The organism is Granulicatella elegans (genome assembly GCF_020735385.1).
GTDB classification, from domain to species: domain Bacteria; phylum Bacillota; class Bacilli; order Lactobacillales; family Aerococcaceae; genus Granulicatella; species Granulicatella elegans_B.
This window is the reverse complement of sequence record NZ_CP085953.1, coordinates 446,276-464,838: the sequence shown is the minus strand read 5'-3', so window position 1 is coordinate 464,838 and position 18,563 is coordinate 446,276. Positions and strand designations below refer to the sequence as shown.

Here is an 18,563-nt window from a genome sequence, read left to right as displayed (position 1 = left end):
AAATAACCCGTCTGCTTTTTTCTTTACCTGAAAACAAATAAAAAAATGAAAGGAGTTTAAAAGTGGCAGAAACATTTCACTTTAATATTTCAATGATAAGCAGAGGAAAAAGTAAATCGGCAGTTGCAAGTGCAGCATATATCTCTTGCGAGAAAATCAAAAATGAATGGGACGGAGAAGTTCATGACTATCACAATAAAAAAGGACTTTTACATTCAGAAATTTTCTTGCCGGAGAATGTCCCCATAGCATTAAAAGATAGAACTACCTTATGGAACAGCGTTGAGCTAAATGAGAAAGCAAGCAACGCACAGCTTGCAAGAAACTTCATTATCGCTTTACCAAAAGAATTATCTTTTGAAGAAAACAAGAAACTCATTACCGACTTTATACAGGAAAATTTTGTATCAAAAGGAATGATAGCAGACCTTGCAATCCATGATAGAACAAGTGAAGATAACAACAATATACATGCTCATATTATGACTACCCTTAGACCAATCAATGAAAAAGGAGAGTGGCAGGCAAAAAGCAAAAAAGAATATGTAATTGATGAAAATGGAGAAAAGATAAAACTAAAAAGCGGGAACTACAAAACAAGAAAAGTAGAGCTGACAGACTGGAACAATAAAGGAAACGCAGAGAAATGGAGAGAGAATTTTGCAAGACTTTGTAATCAGTATTTAGAAAAAAATCATCAAGAAAAGAGAGTGGATCATCGTTCCTACAAAAGGCAAGGGATAGAAGAAATCCCAACCATTCACATGGGAGCAAGTGCCAGTGCCTTAGAGAAAAAAGGAATCGAAACCGACAAAGGAAACATCAACAGAGAAATAAAAAAACATAACTCTTTAGTAAAAGCTATCAAGAACAAGATAAAAGAAATCACTTCTTGGATAGACTCTTTACTTGGAAATCTGCAAGCAAAATACGATGGGTATAAACAGACCAAGAAAGATGAACTGGAGAACAAAGCAGAACTCTTTAACCTTTATGAATATATTTCTATCTACAACGAAATACAGGGAGAAAAAACAAAAAATCTATCCGACTATGGACAGATAAAAAAGGGAAATGCAGACCTAAAGAGATTTGTAAAAGCAATCTACTATCTAAAAGATAATCATCTTCAAACCATAGCAGACCTACAAGAAAAAGTTTTTGAACTGGCAAAGCAAAGTAAAAAGATAAGTGAAGATATTCAAAGCAAAACCCAAAGAATAAAGGAGTTAAATCGTTGCTTTATTTGTGCAGACATCATCAAAGAAAATAAGGCGGTATATCAGGAATATAAAGATAAAACTTTTCTTAAAGATAAATTTTACAATTCACATAAAGATGAAATTGAAAACTACAAAAAAGCAAGAAAGACTATAGAAAAATTTACTGGAACATCAGCTATAAAGTCGAGTGATTGGCAGAAAGAAATATCAAGCCTTGAAAAAGAGATACAAGACTTAACTGAAGATAAAGCTAAAGTTCAAGACGAATTTAAGCAGATAGATCATATCAAATATGCAGTAAAGATTGTGGGTGACGAGTATGGAATAGATTTATCTATAGAGATAGACAAGGCAATTAAGAGGGGAGATAAACCAAGTGTAATTGCACAACTGAAAAAATTTCAAGAGCAAGAGGAAAGAAAGGGTCAGTACAAACAAAAAGCAAAAGAAAAGGCTAAAGAAAATTATAAAAATAAAGGGGAGGAAAGATAAAAATGGCAGACAACAGAAGATACTATTGGTTAAAATTGAAAGAAGATTTTTTTACAGATAAGAGAATCAAAAGGCTAAGAAAAATATCAGGAGGAGATACCTATACAATCATTTATCTTAAATTGCTTTTACTTAGCTTAAAAGATAGTGGGAAGCTGTATTATGATGGAGTAGAAACAGACTTTATCAAAGAGCTTGCCTTAACGATTGATGAAACGGAAGATGATGTAATGGTTATAGTAAATTATCTTGTAGCACAAGGATTGATGGAGATAATTACAGAAAATGACGAGTATTTTTTAACAGAAATTCCAAGTCTTATAGGTTCAGAAACAGCTTCTACAAGGCGTTCAAGAAAATCGAGAGGACAAAAAGCGTTGCAATGCAACACTGGTGCAACACCTTGCAACCTTTTGCAACAAAACTGCAACGGAGATATAGAGATAGATAAAGAGATAGATATAGAGTTAGAAAAAGAGGGGGAGATAGAAAAAATATCCCCCAACCTTTATGGAGAATATAAAAATGTTTCCTTAACCGATGAAGAATATGGGAAGTTAAAGGATAAAATGCAAGGTCATAGGGAAGAAATGATAGAGAAGCTGTCAACCTATATGCAAAGCACGGGAAGAAACTATAAAGATCATTATGCGACCTTAGTTCATTGGTATGAGCAAGATAAAGGTAAATTAAAAGAAAGCCATAAATCAAAAGTATATACCTTTGAAGATTATGACAAGGGGGAACACTTGTAGACCTCGTATAAGACGGTGGAAAGGTGTTTTTAGAGCGTTAATGATAAAATAGGTATCAGACTATAGCTAAGTGTAAAATAGGGCTTAAAATTGCAGTATGAAAAAAATATCGTATTTATGATAAAATGATAGTGATATGGTAATAAACTCAGTTATAAGGAGAGGATATATAAATGCGAATTCAATTTACTGTAACCGATGAAGAACTTGAAATTTTAACTAAAAAAGCAATAGAGGGAGGTTTCCCAAGCGTTACTGAATATTGTAAGTGTAGCAGTTTACAAGAAAATACAAGCTATGCTGACCTATATACTACCTTATTAAACAAAATTAGCTCTTTACCGAAGGGCAAAGAATTTGTTTTGAGAGAGTTAATCGCAACACCGCCGGCATTGATTGGCAGATGGTTTTATGAAAATGTAAATAAGAGACTTGTAAAAAATGTGGAACACATCGGAAAAGCTGAAGGCGGAGTAGAAAAATATAAAAGAATTTAGATAATGTTGGAGGTGCATTTCATGGCAGAAGAGAATAAAGAGATAGTTATTGTAGATGATAAAACTATACAAGAAAAAATATATCTTATTCGTGGGCAAAGAGTAATGCTTGATGCAGATTTAGCTGAAATATATGGTTATGAAACAAAAAACTTTAATAGACAGGTGAAAAACAATATTGAGAAGTTTGAAGGCGAAGATTTTATGTTTCAACTGACCGAGAATGAATTTGAAAACTTGAGGTGCAAAAATTTCACCTCAAGTTGGGGCGGTTCAAGATACTTACCAAATGCCTTTACAGAACAAGGTATTTATATGCTTATGACGGTATTAAGAGGTGAACTTGCGATTAGGCAAAGTAGAGCCTTAATTAGAACATTTAAGCAGATGAAAGACTTTATAATCGAAAATCAAGATTTTATTAGCTCAAAAGAATTGGTACAAATAGCAGTACAGACAAATCAAAACACAAAGGATATAGCTGAAATAAAGTCGCAAATGGCTACAAAAGAAGATTTGAAAAAGGTTATGGATAATTTTATAGATCCGGACACATACAAGCATTTCCTTTTAATGAACGGAGATAAGATTGAAGCAGATGTTGCCTATACCAAAATATATAAGTCTGCAAAGAAAAGTATTTATGTGATAGACAACTATATAGGCTTGAAAACCTTAGAATTATTAAGGGCTGCAAAAGACAATGTTGAAATTATAGTCTTTAGCGACAATGTGAAAAACAAGGATATGCTGACAAAAAATATCCTAAACGATTTTAGAAAAGATTACCCTAATATCAATCTGAAGATGAAAATTGCAGGTAAAAAGTATCACGATAGATATATTGCCATTGACTATGGAACAGACAGTGAAGCCTTTTATCTTTGCGGAGCTTCATCAAAAGATGCAGGAAATAAAATATCAAGTATTACAAAGATAGAGGAATCTTCCAAGGATATGTATCATACGATGTTTGGCGGAATGCTGAACAATAAGGATTTGAAAATTTAATATGTAAATGGTAAAGCGTTATTAAATGAATAGCTATAAGACTTGTGAAAGGCGGTAGAAATAAAACTCTATCGTCTTTTTTTGATTGCAACTAACAGGAGGGAAACTAATATGCACGAAAATAAAAATGAACATAATACAGGAACAAAGACTATAAAAAAGATTGGAAAAGTAACTTATGAGGTTATTGTCCATTTTAATGAAAATGCGACTGAAACTATGCAAGATAAATTGAAAAGGATAATGCTTAGAGAAATGGAGATGAAAAAACATCAAAAAGGAGATAAAAATGATTAGAAAGTCCTTGACAAGTTGTTACAGGAAAAACAGCTAAATCTATTCTTATTTCATGTGGTGCAAGACTTGCTCCTTTTGATATTCAAGAGCTTAGGGACTTGATGAAAGAAGATGAACTTGAGCTTGATACCCTTGGAGATAGAAAGACAGCACTCTTTGTTATTATCTCTGATACAGATGATACCTTTAATTTTGTGGTGTCTATTATGTACTCGCAGTTATTTAACCTACTTTGTGATAAGGCGGATGATGAATATGGAGGACGATTACCTGTTCATGTAAGATGCTTGCTTGATGAGTTTGCAAATATAGGATTAATTCCCAAATTTGAGAAATTGATTGCGACAATCCGTTCAAGGGAGATTTCGGCAAGCATTATCTTGCAGGCACAATCTCAGCTAAAGGCAATTTATAAAGATAATGCAGATACGATTGTAGGGAACTGTGATAGTACCTTGTTTCTTGGAGGTAAAGAGAAAACTACGCTAAAAGAATTATCTGAAACACTTGGTAAAGAAACCATAGACCTATATAACACTTCTGAAACACGCTCCAATGCTAATAGTTATGGACTCAATTACCAAAAGACAGGAAAGGAGCTGATGAGTCAAGATGAGATAACGGTTATGGATGGCAGTAAATGTATCTTTCAGCTTAGAGGTGTCAGACCGTTTTTATCAGACAAATTTGATATTACAAAGCATAAGAACTACAAGCTCTTGGAGGACTATGATAAGAAGAATGTGTTTGATATTGAGGAATATATCAAGAGAAAAGGGAAAGCAAAATTAAATAGAGAAACGGTTATTACAAGAGTGCAGTAAGTCTAAAGAACATAGATTTGCTGCTTTTTTATTACTCAAAATCAGGAGGAAAGATGGTAAGGATAAGAAATCCCACTAAGGAAAACTAAATAGCAAGAGTATCAGCGATTGGAAAATAAAAAACTCCAGTCGCTTTTTTATTGAAAAGAAAAGGAGAAATTTTTAATGAAGCAAGAAATGATTAACATCAATGCCAACTTATTGGCAGAACCAACTTTTTCAAGTTTTGACAAAGAAGGAGAAGCTGTTGAGGTTGCAAACTTCACACTTGTAAAAAAGTACGGAAAAGGCAAGGAATATATCAATTGTGCAGCCTATGGTGAAAAGGTAGAAACAGCAAAAGCCTTTGAAAAAGGCGATTTGATTCATATCTTTGGTTACTTTAAGAAGCGTGAAAAAGACGGAAAGACTTACAAAAACTTTGTTGTGAAGTCATATAACAAGATTGAAAAGAAAGAAGAAAATGAGGAGGAATAAACAATGGAATTTTTTACACAGGCAGTAAATGTATTAAAGATTTTAGTTATGGCAGTAGGTGCAGGACTTGGAGCATGGGGTGTAATTAACCTGATGGAAGGCTATGGAAATGACAATCGTGCGACACGTTCATAAGTGAAAAGCTTATGCACTAAGTCGAAGGACTAAAAGTTCAAAACTTAGGAGAACTGACAATCTGATAGGTAGAATGATGGGGTAACGCCCTGAAATGCCTACACTGATACTCCGATTGGCAATGAATATTAGACTATTTCATTGTCAAAAGCTCGGTGAAGTCGGCAGAGAGTAGCCGTAAGACTGATATTTCATATCAGACACGAAAGCTGTTCAGAGGTGGACGGTGCTACCTATATGCCGGGTGTCGAATACGCATGGTGAGAATGTGTATACCAAAGCACTGACGTACTTCCGAATGTACAAGTCTAAACGTTTGAATTTGCCTAACGGCAATTCCCATCAAAGATGGGGTGTTTGTGGATGAGTAAGAATGGTTGTTATAAAAATCCATATATTGTTACAGGCGATATGGTGAAAACTAAACACAGGCTTAGAGGAAGAACCTAAACGTATTCAATGATAAGATTGTCGGAACGTGGTAAGCCAAGAACACGGAAGCAGTCTAATGCTAAAGAAGTGTTGAATGGGAAAATGACTGTAAAAACAGCATATAACCGTTCTTTATCTTGGTGAAAGCGGTGGCACAGTACCTATGAAGCGAAAATAATAAGTTCGTGGAGGGATAGCCACCAGTCACAGGAAAGTACAAGAACTGAAATTAAGACAAACACAGCTTCGAGTATGACAAAGAAAATCAAATCCGAAAGGAGATGGTGACTGTGTCCACTTCGAAACAAACACTGAAACAAAGCAAAATCCGTTATACGGAATACTATGACTTGCAAAAAGTCCTTGATGATTTATATGAAGATAGCGGTAATAATAAAGTATTTTCAAATTTAATGGAGTTGATAACTTCAAGAGAAAATATTAAACTTGCCTATCGTAGTATAAAAGGGAACAAAGGAAGTCATACAGCCGGAGTAGATGGCAGAACAATAAAACATCTATCAAGGCTAAATGAAGAAGAATACATTTCTCTCATACAAAAACAGTTTCATTGGTATAAACCACGCCCTGTAAAGAGAGTGGAGATACTAAAGCCTAATGGGAAAATAAGACCTTTAGGAATACCGACTATTGTAGACAGAATTGTACAACAATGTATCTTGCAAATATTAGAGCCGATATGTGAAGCCAAGTTTCATGACAGTTCCTATGGGTTTCGACCTAACAGGAGTACGGAACACGCTATTGCAGAATGTGCAAGACTAATGCAGATACAGCACTTACACTATGTAGTCGATATTGATATACAAGGATTTTTCGATAACGTATATCATGCAAAGCTCATAAGGCAGCTTTGGAATTTAGGAATCCAAGACAAAAAGTTACTTTGTATCATTAAGGAAATGCTTAAAGCAGACATAGTTATGCCCGATAAAAAGGTAATTACACCAACAAAGGGAACACCACAAGGCGGAATATTATCACCGCTACTATCTAATGTAGTCTTGAACGAATTAGATTGGTGGGTTTCATCTCAATGGCTGACAATGCCTACGCATTATCCATATAAACAGAGAACGAACAGTCAAGGAACAGAGATAAAAAGCCATACTTACAGAGCTTTAAGAACAAGCAACCTAAAAGAAATATACATTGTAAGGTATGCTGATGATTTTAAGATATTTTGCCGTAATTACTACGATGCAAAAAGAACCTATCAGGCAGTTACAAAATGGTTGCAAGACCGATTAAAACTAAATGTGAGTGAAGAAAAATCTAAAATAACAAATCTAAAACAAAGGTATTCGGAGTTCTTAGGATTTAAGCTTAAGGTTAAACCAAAAGGCAAAAAGTTTGTTGTACAGTCGCATATAAGTGATAAGGCACTGAAAAATGCAAAAGAAGATATTTCTAAATGTGTTGCGGATATAAAAAGACCTGCAAACGAAAAGGAACAGTACAAAGCAATAGCCAAGTATAATGCCACTGTTTCAGGCTTGCATAATTACTACCAAATAGCAACAAATGTAAGTTTGGACTTTGCTAAAATAGCCTTTCACATTAAAAAGCAGATGAACAACAGACTTGATATTAAAACCAGTGGAACGCTAAACAAAGGATTTATCAAAGCAAAATATGGAAAAAGTAAACAGCTTCGCTTCCTTAATGGACATCCGCTAATTCCAGTTGGATATATTAGGACAAAGGACGCAAAACACAAGAAAAAGATTGTAAATAAATACACTGTAAAGGGCAGAGCTTTTATTCATAAAAATCTGCAAATTGATGTAGATACACTTGTTTGGTTGATGAGACATCCTGTGCTTGATAAAAGCATAGAGTTTGCAGACAACAGAATCTCGCTCTTTGCAGCTCAATATGGCAGATGTGGAGTAACAGGTGTAAAACTTATACCAAACGACATACATTGCCATCACAAGATACCGCTTGAACAAGGCGGTACAGACAGTTACAGCAACTTAATTCTTGTTACAGAAGCAGTTCATATACTCATCCATGCAACAAAAGTAGATACAATCCAAAAATATATAAAAGAGCTTGGGTTAACAGTCAAGCAGATTGAGAAATGTAATAAGCTTAGAAAAATGGCAGAATTGCCACTAATTTAGAGAAAAAAATAATTTGTTACGAAGTGTGTAAGTCTTAGTTAAAACGTGAAAATCTTTCTTGTGATGGAACGCCGTGTGCGGTGAAAGTCGCATGCACGGTGTGAAGTGGGGGAAAATCCGGAGATAACATCAAAGGATTACCTATCACTATCTGGTGCTAAATCTCAAGGTATTAAGCAGCTTATGGCTGGTGGGGGAATTGTACTAATCGGTATTAAATTAATTCCACTACTTGCAAATGTACTCAAGTAAGAAGAAAAGGAGAAATTAAATGTTTGGGATATTCGACAAGATAGAGGAGTTTTTCAAAGACCTTCTACTGGGCGGTATCCAAGCAAATCTTGAGTCCATGTTCTTAGATATAAATGACAAGGTAGGAGTTATTGCAACTGATGTTGGGAAGACACCAATGGGTTGGAATGGAGAAGTGTATAACTTCATAAAAAACATTAATGATAATGTGATCGTTCCAATAGCAGGTCTTATCATAACAGCAGTTTTATGTATTGAACTCATAAATATGGTTATGCAAAAGAATAATATGCACGATACAGATACTTTTGAGTTTTTCAAATACATTATAAAGATGTTTATAGCAGTCTACCTTGCAAGCCATGCCTTTGAATTTTCAATGGCAGTCTTTGATGTGGCACAAAATCTTGTAAACAAAGCGGCAGGGGTAATCACTACTTCTGCCACTGTTTCAGGAGATCAGATAGTTGCAATGGTTGATACATTAAAAGAAAAAGAAATAGGTGAGCTTTTAATGATATTAGTTGAAACAAGCCTTGTAAGGATTGCAATTCAATGTATATCTTTAACTATTACCTTAATAGTATATGGGCGTATGTTTGAAATATATGTCTACTCATCAGTATCATCCATACCATTTGCGACTATGGGAAATAAAGAATGGGGTCAGATTGGAACAAATTATATCAAGGGACTTTTTGCCTTGGGACTACAAGGTTTGTTTTTGATGGTATGTTTAGGTATCTACACCGTTTTAATAAGAACGGTACAGATTACAGATATTCACGCAAGCTTGTTTAGTATATTAGGATATGCTCTACTACTTGGACTTATGATGTTTAAGAGTGGAACAGTTGCAAAAAGTATTATGAATACGCACTAGGAGGAATAAATGTTAAAAAAGAAAAATTGTGCTTTATTGGGACTTGGAATTTTATTAGGAGGAACTTATGAAATCTTAAAAGAGAAAAAAAGAAATGAAGAGATTAGAAACTTAAAGAGGAGAATAAATAGACTCGGAAGATGTCACAATGAATTTGTTATGTATCAAGGCGAATACAATGACAGAAATGAAGAAAAACAAGAAGAATTAGAAGAAAGAATTAGCTACCTGGAAGAGGAAACAACATCTAATTATGACCATATACTTGAACTTTCCAAAGAAGAAGTAGAGGGAGATTAAAATGGCATATGTACCAATACCAAAAGATTTGGACAAGATTAAAACAAAGGTTGCCTTTAACTTAACCAAAAGACAACTTATAGGTTTTTCTGTGGCAGGACTAATTGGTATACCAACCTATTTATTTATGAAGAAATATCTACCTAATGATGTTTCTATCATTGTAATGCTAATAGTAACCCTGCCAATCTTTTTTATAACCTTATATGAAAAAGATACCTTAACTTTTGAAAAATATTTTAAATTTTTCTATCTTCATAAGTTTTATCAACCAACTAAGAGAATAAGAAAGGAGGCATACATTGAAGCAAAGAAAAAAGCAAATCAGCGACTTAAATCTAAGGGAAAAACAATTAAAAAAAGACCGAAAGGAAGTAAGAAGGCTAAAAACAAAGAAAGATCCAACAAATAGTCTTCTAAGTGTACTTTTAAAGAAAGAGAAAAAGAGATTTACTGTTGAAGATACAATTCCCTATATAAGAATGTTACCAGAGGGCATTTGCCAGTTAGATGAAAAAAATTATTCAAGGACAATTTCATTTCAAGATATAAATTACCAGTTGGCATTGGAAGAAGATAGAGATTTAATCTTTAACCAATTTGCCAACTTTTTAAATTCTTTTGATCCAAGTGTCCACATTGAACTTTCGTATGTAAATCAATTAGGAAGAAATAAAGACCTACAAGATGCAATTAAAATTGCTGATAAGGGAGACTTCTATGACGATGTAAGAAAAGAGTTTAGGGAGATGTTAAAGCTTCAACTTGCAAAGGGCAATAACGGACTTAAAAAGATGAAGTATATAACCTTTACAACAGAAGCCGATAACCTAGAGCAAGCAAGAGCAAAGTTAAATAGACTTGAAGTAGATATTTTATCTAACTTTAAATCTATGGGAGTAAGAGCAGAAAGCCTTGATGGTGAAGAAAGGCTAAGACTTGTTCACGATATGTTAAATCCAGACAAAAACTTTTATTTTTCATATAAAGATTTGAAGAAGAAAGAGTCTACAAAGTCACATATAACTCCCAATATCTTTAATTTTGCACCAGTAAATAATTTTAAATTTGGTAAATATATTGGAGCAGTAAGCCATTTTCAAATACTTGCAAGTGAGTTATCAGACAGAATGTTATCTGAGTTTTTAGATATTGATGACAATATTTATGTAGCTTTTCATATAGATGTAGTTGAACAAGCAGAAGCCATTAAACTCATTAAGAGAAAAAATACAGACCTGGATAGAATGAAAATTGAAGAACAAAAGAAAGCAGTTCGAGCAGGATATGATATGGATATTATTCCATCAGATATAAATACTTTTGGTGCGGATGTTAAGTCCATGTTATCTGACTTACAAAATAGAGATGAAAGGCTCTTTGTAGTTACCATAGTAATGATGAATTTTGCTAGGACTAATCAAAAATTAGAAAATACTATTGCTCAAATCTCATCAATTGCTAACAGACATAATTGTCAGGTGAAAAGATTATCTCATCAGCAAGAGCAAGGACTTGTTTCTGTCTTACCTCTAGGAGTTAACCAAGTCGAGATAAAAAGATTTTTAACTTCATCATCAACGGCAGTATTTATGCCTTTTACAACAGAAGAGCTATTTATTGATTCAGCAAATTCTTTGTACTATGGCTTAAATGCCCTTAGCCAAAACTTAATTATGGCAGATAGGAAGAAACTCAAGAACCCTAACGGATTAATATTAGGAACACCAGGTTCTGGTAAATCTTTCTCGGCAAAGAGAGAGATGGCAAATGCAATTCTTGTAACAGACGATGATGTAATTATTTGTGATCCTGAAGGCGAGTATTCAAACCTTGTAAAACAATTTAATGGAGAAGTTATTAAAGTTTCAGCAAAATCAAAGGACTACCTTAATCCACTAGATATTAATATGAACTATGGAGATGGGGACGCACCTTTAAAGGATAAGGCAAACTTCATAATGTCTATGCTTGAACTTGTAGTAGGAGGATCTGGTCTTACTGCTGCAGAAAAATCAGTTATAGATAGGTGCTTACCAAAGATATACCAAAAATATTTTGAAGACCCAAAACCAGAAAATATGCCAATATTAGGAGATTTATACGATATGCTCCTATCTCAAGAAGAGGGAGTCGGTAGAAAACTAGCAACAGAAATGGAAATTTATGTTAAGGGAAGTCTTAATGTATTTAATAATAGGTCAAATGTTGACTTAAATAGACAACTACTCTGTTTTGATATAAAAGAGCTAGGAACACAACTTAAAAAAATAGGTATGCTTGTAATTCAAGACCAGGTTTGGAACAAGGTTTCCCTAAATAGAGGAAGCAAGTCTACTAGATACTATATAGATGAGTTCCACCTTTTATTAAAAGACCCACAAACTGCTTCATATTCAGTAGAAATCTGGAAAAGATTTAGAAAATGGGGTGGTATTCCAACAGGTATAACACAAAACGTAAAAGACCTTTTAACAAGTCAGGAAATTGAAAATATCTTTGATAATACAGACTTTGTTCTAATGTTAAATCAAGCATCTGGAGATAGGGATATTCTTGCTAAGAAATTAAAAATATCGCCTTATCAGTTAAACTATATAACTAATTCAAATGCAGGTGAGGGACTCTTATTCTTTGGAAATACTATTGTTCCATTTATAGATAAATTCCCTAAAGACACCATGCTATATAAGCTAATGACAACAAAACCAGAAGAAGCTAAGTAGGTGTGATATGGATAAAAAACTAAAAAAAGATTTTCAAAAGAAAATTATACGAAATAGGGACGCTCCTGAAAAGAATATGGATAGTAAACTTGTTCATTCAGATGATTATACCAATAAGATTATTAAGAATAAGGATAGGTTCGGAGATAAAATTTCAGAAAAAGAATCTAAACTTATTCATGAGAATGTATTAGCTAAAGATCAAAAACAAGATAAACTAAAAGATTTTCAGAAGTCTAAAAACAAGGAAAGAATTAGAAAAGAATTTTTAGATAATAAGGATAAGGTTGAAGAAACAAAACAAACTAATCTTGAAATAAGGACAGATGAAAGCTTTAAACTTGATGAAGAGTTAGATGTAGACTTCAAAAAGGTAAATTTTGAAAGTGAAAATAGTAGAAATATTAATTCTAATAAATTAACAACAGATGATATTTCAGCTAACGCTCAACCAATAAGCAATAAGAAGGCATCAAGTAAAAGAAAAGTTCTTAAAAATTATGAGGATAAACTTATCCATAGTAAGGATAAATTCCAAGACAAAATCAACGAGAAAGAGTCTAAGCGAATCCAGACAAGTGAAGATAAACCTATCGAAGCAGAGAAAAGCAAGAGAATATATAGAAAAGATAAGCTTGTTAAAGATGAAGTGAGCAAGAACGACAGTAATGCTAATATCGATAAAAAGCGAAAGCAGAAACTTTATCAAGAAAAGAAGTTTAGAGATAAGGAGAAAATTTCTAAAGAAAAAGATAAAGAAAATAAGCTAAACGAAGTTGATACAGATAAAACTTTTGATAATCCTGAGTTTAAAGACAATAATCAAGAATTTATAAAAGATGAAAAAGAAACAAGCCTTAAACCTTCAGAACAAAAGAAAGTTAATAAAAAGAAGACTTACTACAAGAGAAAAAATTATGAAAGTGATAAATTTACTCGAAAGAAAATCGATGACTTAAAAAATGAATCTAAGAAAGTTACACCGAAAGATTCTAAGAAGGCACAAGATGTTAAAGACTTTATATCAGATAAAAAGATTGGAGAGCTTGAAAAGTCTAAAAGCAAGCTAAAGGATAATATTTTAAAGAATAAAACTAAAGGAAGTCTATCTTCTGGGGTTTTATTATCTGGAGCTAAGTCATCAGAGTTAGTGAGAGATTATTTAAGTTCAGGATCTGATAATACTGGTGTAGAATCTGGAGAAAAGGCCGCTAATGTAAGCTCTAAACTTCAGCATGGAATAAGGAAGTATAAGTTAGACAAAAAGAAAAAGTCATTAAAAAAGCTATCTACACTTGATAAGAAAATAAGAAATAGAAAAAGCAAGTTGGAGTTTAAAAGTGGCTTGGAAGATTTAAAAAAGTCAGACTCCTATATAAAGAAAAATAGATTTAAGAAGTTTTACCAAAGAAAACAAATGAAAAGCATGATAGCTAAAAAGCACGAAACAAGACTGGTAGATAGAGTTAAAAAAGCTATTTTAAGTTTAGGTAAGGCTTCTAAAGAGCTAATCGTAAGAAAAAGTAAGATGGTTCTATTTCTAGTAATAGGACTAGGTCTTATGCTATCAATCATGATTGGTGGTGGAAGTGTTGGTATGAGTGGATTAAGTAACTCTGTTAACTCAGTAATGACAACAACATACCTATCACAAGATACAGTTCTAAGTGAAGTTAATCAAGAATTTTCATCAATGGAGTATGACCTACAATCACAAATCGAAAGTGTAAAAACAAGTCATCCTGGATATGACGAATATATTATAAATAAAGATGGAGAAATTGGTCATAATACCCATGAACTTTTATCCTATATAACTTCAAGATGTGGTGAAGTAAAATCAGCATCTGAAGTAAAAGGAATTTTAAAAGAGCTTTTCGATAAAATGTATAAGCTTGATTTTAAGGAAGAAATCGAAATTAGAACAAGAACAGTAGAAAGAACTAGATATGATAGTCGTGGTAATCCCTATACTAGCTATGAAAAAGAAGAGTACGAATATAAAAAGTTAATTGTAACTTTAAAGAAAAGAGAAATGGATGAAGTTGTTAGGGAAATATTTAAAGATTATCCAGACAATGTAGTTCATTATGAAGCTCTTCTTGAAGCTAAGGGAAATATGGGAGATGTTTTTGGATCAGGTAATGGGGACTTAGGAGAAATAGTAGATAATCCAAACTTTGGAAATCCTGGTCTTGCTTTTGATTCAGCTACTGCCAAAGCCTTATTTAATGAAGCAGAAAAACATATAGGCAAAAGATATGTGTTTGGAGCAAGTGGACCATCTAACTTTGACTGCTCAGGTTTTGTATGTTGGTCATTTACAAAGTCTGGTGTAAAGAGAATGCCAAGAACAACTGCATGGAGAATATACAAAGACTATTGTAACCCAGTCAGTCCAAGTGAAGCTCAACCTGGAGATATTATATTTTTCCATTCAACATATAACAGTGGAACACCAATATCTCACGTAGGAATATACGCAGGTAATGGAATGATGATTCACGCAGGAGATCCAATTCAATACACATCAATAAATTCAAAATATTGGAAATCACACTTTTATGGTTTTGGAAGACCTAGATAGAAGGGAGATATTATGTGAACAGGAAGCTTATAAGTATTAGAAACAAAAAGAAAAAAATAGAAGAGAAATTGAAAGATTTAAATGCAAAATACAAGGAAATTTGCGATGAAGAAATACAGGTTGAAAATGAAGAAATAATTGTAACTCTTAGGAGGAACAATATTAGCTTGGAAGAATTAATGGAGAAAATCAATGATAGAAAAAGAGAAGAGAAATTAAAAGAAAAGGAGAACATTCATAATGAAGAAATTTAATACGAACAGACTAAGAGCCTTTTTTATGGCTCTTTTATTAGTTTTAACATCAACTGTGCATACAAGTGCATTTGCAAAGTCTGATGTTACTTGGACGGAAGATGATTTTATGTATTCCTCTGAGGGAAATATAATCGCTTTTAGTGATAAGGGCTTAGAAAAGAAAGAAAAGACAAATATTCTAGTATTTCCTGAAGGAACGAAGTCTATAAATGGAAATTATTCTTTAAGTCATTCAAACGATGAACTTAGATATAAAAGAGAATTTGGGCGTGGCAAACATTGGGATAAAGTAATTATTCCTGATTCTGTTAAGCATTTAGGTTATGCTGCCTTTTACGAAGCAAGTATAGATGAAGTAAAACTATCAAATAGTCTAACTTATCTTGGTGGTTTAGCATTTTTCAATTGTGGACTTAGAGAAGTGGCATTACCTGATACTCTAGTAAATATTGAACATAATGCTTTTGAAAGAAATAACCTCCAAGAAATAACTATACCGAAGTCTGTGAAGACAATTGAACAGTATGCTTTTTCAAGAAATAAATTGCACACTATAAAAGTTTTAGGCAATCCAAATATTAACAGTAAGGGAGTATTCCACAATCAAGAAGTTGAATATAGACCAAAACAAAATCCATTTTACGAAAATCATTTTGGTTTTAACGGAAATCAAGGATTCAAATCTATTCCTAATGGATTAAGGTTTGAAAATGGAGAGTTTGTCTTTGATAAGAATGTAGATAGTGTAGAACTTGAATTTGATTATAACAATGATATGTATCAAGGAAAGATGACTATTTACAATCCAAATAAATATTCTGTTGATACTCAAACAGATTTAACAGGGAAAGATATTGATGAAAAGGACAATAAGATTGATGATTTAACAAAAAACATTAAGGACTTAGAAAATCAGATCAAAGACTTAAATGGTAAGAAACAAGAAGACCAATCAAAGATAGATGAATTAAAGGAAAAGTTAGAATCTTGCAAAGATAATGGAGAGAAACTAAAACAAGAAAAGTCTAAGCTAGAAGAAGAGATTAGAGAGAAAGACAAAAAGATTGCTCAATTGAATAAAGAAATTGAGGAACTTAAAAACTCCAATAATGATGAACTAATAGCAGAAATTACTCAGCTTAAAGATGAACTAAAAAGATTACAATATGAAAATGCAAAACTAAAAGAAGATTATTCATCTACAAAATGGGAGTTAGAAGCTGAGAAAGAAAAGACCGATAAAAACGAAAATAAAATCAAAGAAATTCAAGAAAAACTCGAGTCTTTAAAAGGAGAACTTGCAAAAAAGACTAAAGAAATTGAGGATAAAGATAATAAAATTAAAGGTTTGGAAAAAGCTCTTGATGAAAAAGATACTAAGATAAAAGACCTAGAGTCTAAAAAGAAAGAAACAGAAAATTCTAAGTCAGAATGTTGCAAGAAAATTGAAGAGCTTCAAAAGGCTATTGATAGTTTAAAAGAAACTTCTGAAAATACAAAAAAAGAATTAGAAGAGAAGATTAAAGAATTAGAAGAAAAACAAAAATCTTCTGAAGAAGAAATTAAAAAGTTAAAAGAAGAATTAGATAAAAAAATTGAAGAAGCAAAGAAGTTAATCGAGGAAGCAAATAAAAAAGCAAAAGAAGAACTTGAGAAACAAGCCAAAGATGAAAAAGATAAAAATCTAAACCAGGACCTATCTAAGAAATTAGATGAACTTCTAAAACTCCAAAAAGAAAACAAAGAAAAGAAAGAAGATAAGAAATCTCAAGATAAGAAGTGGGATGAACTTTTGAAAGCTGATGACAAGAACATCCTAAATCAATTTGATCTTAACAAGATGAAAAAGCAAGAGGAACAACAATACAAAAAACAAGTTAAAGATGAAAAAGAATTTGCAGTTTTCCAAGTTGACAAAAACTTTTATAACATTATCAACAAAGATGGTAAGACAACAGTCTATATGGATGTAAAAACTTATGTGGATCAAGGAAGAACTATGATTCCAGTAAGATATATCGCTTATACTCTAGGTTTTAATGTTGAGTATGACAACTCTACTCGTGAAGCTATTTTCTCCAATAAAGAGAATAATATCCTAGCTAAAAAGACATTAAGACTAAATATTGATACTGGTGTTATGAAAGATTCAGATGGTAAAGTCTACAATTCAGATGTTAAGCCAGTTATTATAAATGGAAGAATCCATGCTTCAATTTCAAACATTGCTAAAGCTTTTGGAGCAAGTCATGGAGATATTAAAGATGGTAAAAACCAAACAATAGAATGGGACAATGCTAGAAAAGCATTCTATGTATTTAAAAATGTAAAATAAGAAAGGATAGAAAAATGAATAAGAGTATTAAACGAGGAGTAGCCATAGCGTTACTCCTTTTTACATTTACAGTACCAGCAACTACATTTGCAATGACAAATGAAGGGCAAATAGAAAGTCAAAACGAATCAATCTATGAACCACAAAAAGAAGAATTTGAAAAAATGTTGAAAGATGATGTTTTTACACCGTCAAAAGAAGAAATTCCTTATCAAGATGTTCCAAGAATACCAGGAAATACAAGTGAAGCAAATAAGCCTTCAAATAATCCTCCAAAGAAAACCCCACTTGTAAAAGGTGGTAATACAAAGGCAGTAAATAATCTTGCGACACAAGAAAATAAGGCAAGAGGTTCAGTAATTGAAAATGTAGATAGGAATGGAAAAGATATAACACCAAGTGGAGATACAGAAAAAGATAAAGAAAATCCAGTAGATGTGAGACAATTTTTAACATTTCAAACTAAAAGTGGAAAAACTATGCACCTAATAGTGGATCACTCATCAAATCAAGATAATGTAAGGCTATTGACAGAAGTAGGAGAGAAAGACCTACTTAATATGATTGAATCAGAAGACAAAAATACTATAAAGGTTGAAGAGCCTAAGAAAGAAGAAGTAAAAAAAGAAGAACCTAAGACTGTTCCAGTAAAAGAAGAAAAGAAAAGTGGAATAGGTTCATTTCTAATTATTGCACTTGTAATTGGAGGAGTTATAGGAGCAGGATACTATTTTAAGGTAGTCAAAGCTAAGGAAGATAAAATGTTGGAAGACTTTGAAGAAGATGATAAGGATTATATTAGTGAGTCAGAAGATGAATCTGACAATGAAGAAAGTAATGAAGAATCTTTAGATGAAGACGATGAAGATGAACTATTATAATAATTTTTAAAAGTTTGAGCGAGAGAGAAATCTTTCGCTCTTTTTTTAT

General features: G+C 32.6%; 15 protein-coding genes and 3 pseudogenes. All 18 read left to right on the top strand.

Features of this window, described 5'->3' with window-relative positions:
• The first annotated feature begins 62 nt into the window (after nucleotides 1–62).
• Complete coding sequence (mobQ, locus tag LK443_RS02355; protein ID WP_227931968.1) at nucleotides 63–1,715, top strand: MobQ family relaxase; 1,653 nt, start codon at nucleotides 63–65, stop codon at nucleotides 1,713–1,715.
• Nucleotides 1,716–1,717: 2 nt separating this feature from the next.
• A complete protein-coding gene (locus LK443_RS02350) occupies nucleotides 1,718–2,470 on the top strand; it encodes a phage replisome organizer N-terminal domain-containing protein (protein ID WP_000774839.1) in 753 nt (250 codons plus the stop codon).
• Between the two features lie 173 nt (nucleotides 2,471–2,643).
• Complete coding sequence (locus LK443_RS02345) at nucleotides 2,644–2,967, top strand: hypothetical protein (RefSeq protein ID WP_001222545.1); 324 nt, start codon at nucleotides 2,644–2,646, stop codon at nucleotides 2,965–2,967.
• A gap of 21 nt (nucleotides 2,968–2,988) precedes the next feature.
• Nucleotides 2,989–3,978, top strand: coding sequence for an ORF6N domain-containing protein (locus LK443_RS02340; RefSeq protein WP_000797008.1), 990 nt, complete (start codon nucleotides 2,989–2,991; stop codon nucleotides 3,976–3,978).
• A 111-nt stretch (nucleotides 3,979–4,089) separates the two neighbouring features.
• Nucleotides 4,090–4,275, top strand: coding sequence for a transposon-encoded TnpW family protein (locus tag LK443_RS02335; RefSeq protein ID WP_062570877.1), 186 nt, complete (start codon nucleotides 4,090–4,092; stop codon nucleotides 4,273–4,275).
• An 11-nt stretch (nucleotides 4,276–4,286) separates the two neighbouring features.
• Nucleotides 4,287–5,099, top strand: a pseudogene (locus LK443_RS02330) (VirD4-like conjugal transfer protein, CD1115 family); the annotation flags it as partial.
• A gap of 165 nt (nucleotides 5,100–5,264) precedes the next feature.
• The gene (locus LK443_RS02325; protein ID WP_227931967.1) at nucleotides 5,265–5,576 is read left to right on the top strand and encodes a single-stranded DNA-binding protein; all 312 of its coding nucleotides are present in this window, start codon (nucleotides 5,265–5,267) and stop codon (nucleotides 5,574–5,576) included.
• Nucleotides 5,577–5,579: 3 nt separating this feature from the next.
• Nucleotides 5,580–5,708, top strand: a pseudogene (locus tag LK443_RS02320) (Maff2 family mobile element protein); the annotation flags it as partial.
• A gap of 725 nt (nucleotides 5,709–6,433) precedes the next feature.
• A complete protein-coding gene (gene ltrA, locus LK443_RS02315; protein ID WP_227931966.1) occupies nucleotides 6,434–8,293 on the top strand; it encodes a group II intron reverse transcriptase/maturase in 1,860 nt (619 codons plus the stop codon).
• A 153-nt stretch (nucleotides 8,294–8,446) separates the two neighbouring features.
• Nucleotides 8,447–8,545, top strand: a pseudogene (locus tag LK443_RS02310) (Maff2 family mobile element protein); the annotation flags it as partial.
• A 19-nt stretch (nucleotides 8,546–8,564) separates the two neighbouring features.
• The gene (locus tag LK443_RS02305; protein WP_227931965.1) at nucleotides 8,565–9,428 is read left to right on the top strand and encodes a VirB6/TrbL-like conjugal transfer protein, CD1112 family; all 864 of its coding nucleotides are present in this window, start codon (nucleotides 8,565–8,567) and stop codon (nucleotides 9,426–9,428) included.
• A gap of 9 nt (nucleotides 9,429–9,437) precedes the next feature.
• Complete coding sequence (locus LK443_RS02300; RefSeq protein ID WP_002838520.1) at nucleotides 9,438–9,728, top strand: hypothetical protein; 291 nt, start codon at nucleotides 9,438–9,440, stop codon at nucleotides 9,726–9,728.
• 1 nt (nucleotide 9,729) lies between these two features.
• Complete coding sequence (locus LK443_RS02295) at nucleotides 9,730–10,140, top strand: PrgI family protein (RefSeq protein ID WP_008902108.1); 411 nt, start codon at nucleotides 9,730–9,732, stop codon at nucleotides 10,138–10,140.
• Nucleotides 10,031–12,454 (top strand): VirB4-like conjugal transfer ATPase, CD1110 family, encoded by a 2,424-nt coding sequence (locus LK443_RS02290; protein WP_002842305.1) that lies wholly within the window; start codon nucleotides 10,031–10,033, stop codon nucleotides 12,452–12,454. Before LK443_RS02295 ends, LK443_RS02290 begins: the two co-directional genes overlap by 110 nt.
• A 7-nt stretch (nucleotides 12,455–12,461) precedes the next feature.
• Complete coding sequence (locus LK443_RS02285; protein WP_019117163.1) at nucleotides 12,462–15,041, top strand: CD1108 family mobile element protein; 2,580 nt, start codon at nucleotides 12,462–12,464, stop codon at nucleotides 15,039–15,041.
• A 14-nt stretch (nucleotides 15,042–15,055) separates the two neighbouring features.
• Complete coding sequence (locus tag LK443_RS02280; protein ID WP_001080402.1) at nucleotides 15,056–15,295, top strand: hypothetical protein; 240 nt, start codon at nucleotides 15,056–15,058, stop codon at nucleotides 15,293–15,295.
• Nucleotides 15,282–17,633 (top strand): leucine-rich repeat protein, encoded by a 2,352-nt coding sequence (locus tag LK443_RS02275; RefSeq protein WP_227931964.1) that lies wholly within the window; start codon nucleotides 15,282–15,284, stop codon nucleotides 17,631–17,633. Before LK443_RS02280 ends, LK443_RS02275 begins: the two co-directional genes overlap by 14 nt.
• Before the next feature lie 14 nt (nucleotides 17,634–17,647).
• Nucleotides 17,648–18,514, top strand: a complete 867-nt coding sequence (locus tag LK443_RS02270; RefSeq protein WP_002836659.1) for a CD1107 family mobile element protein — start codon at nucleotides 17,648–17,650, stop codon at nucleotides 18,512–18,514.
• Nucleotides 18,515–18,563: the final 49 nt, after the last annotated feature.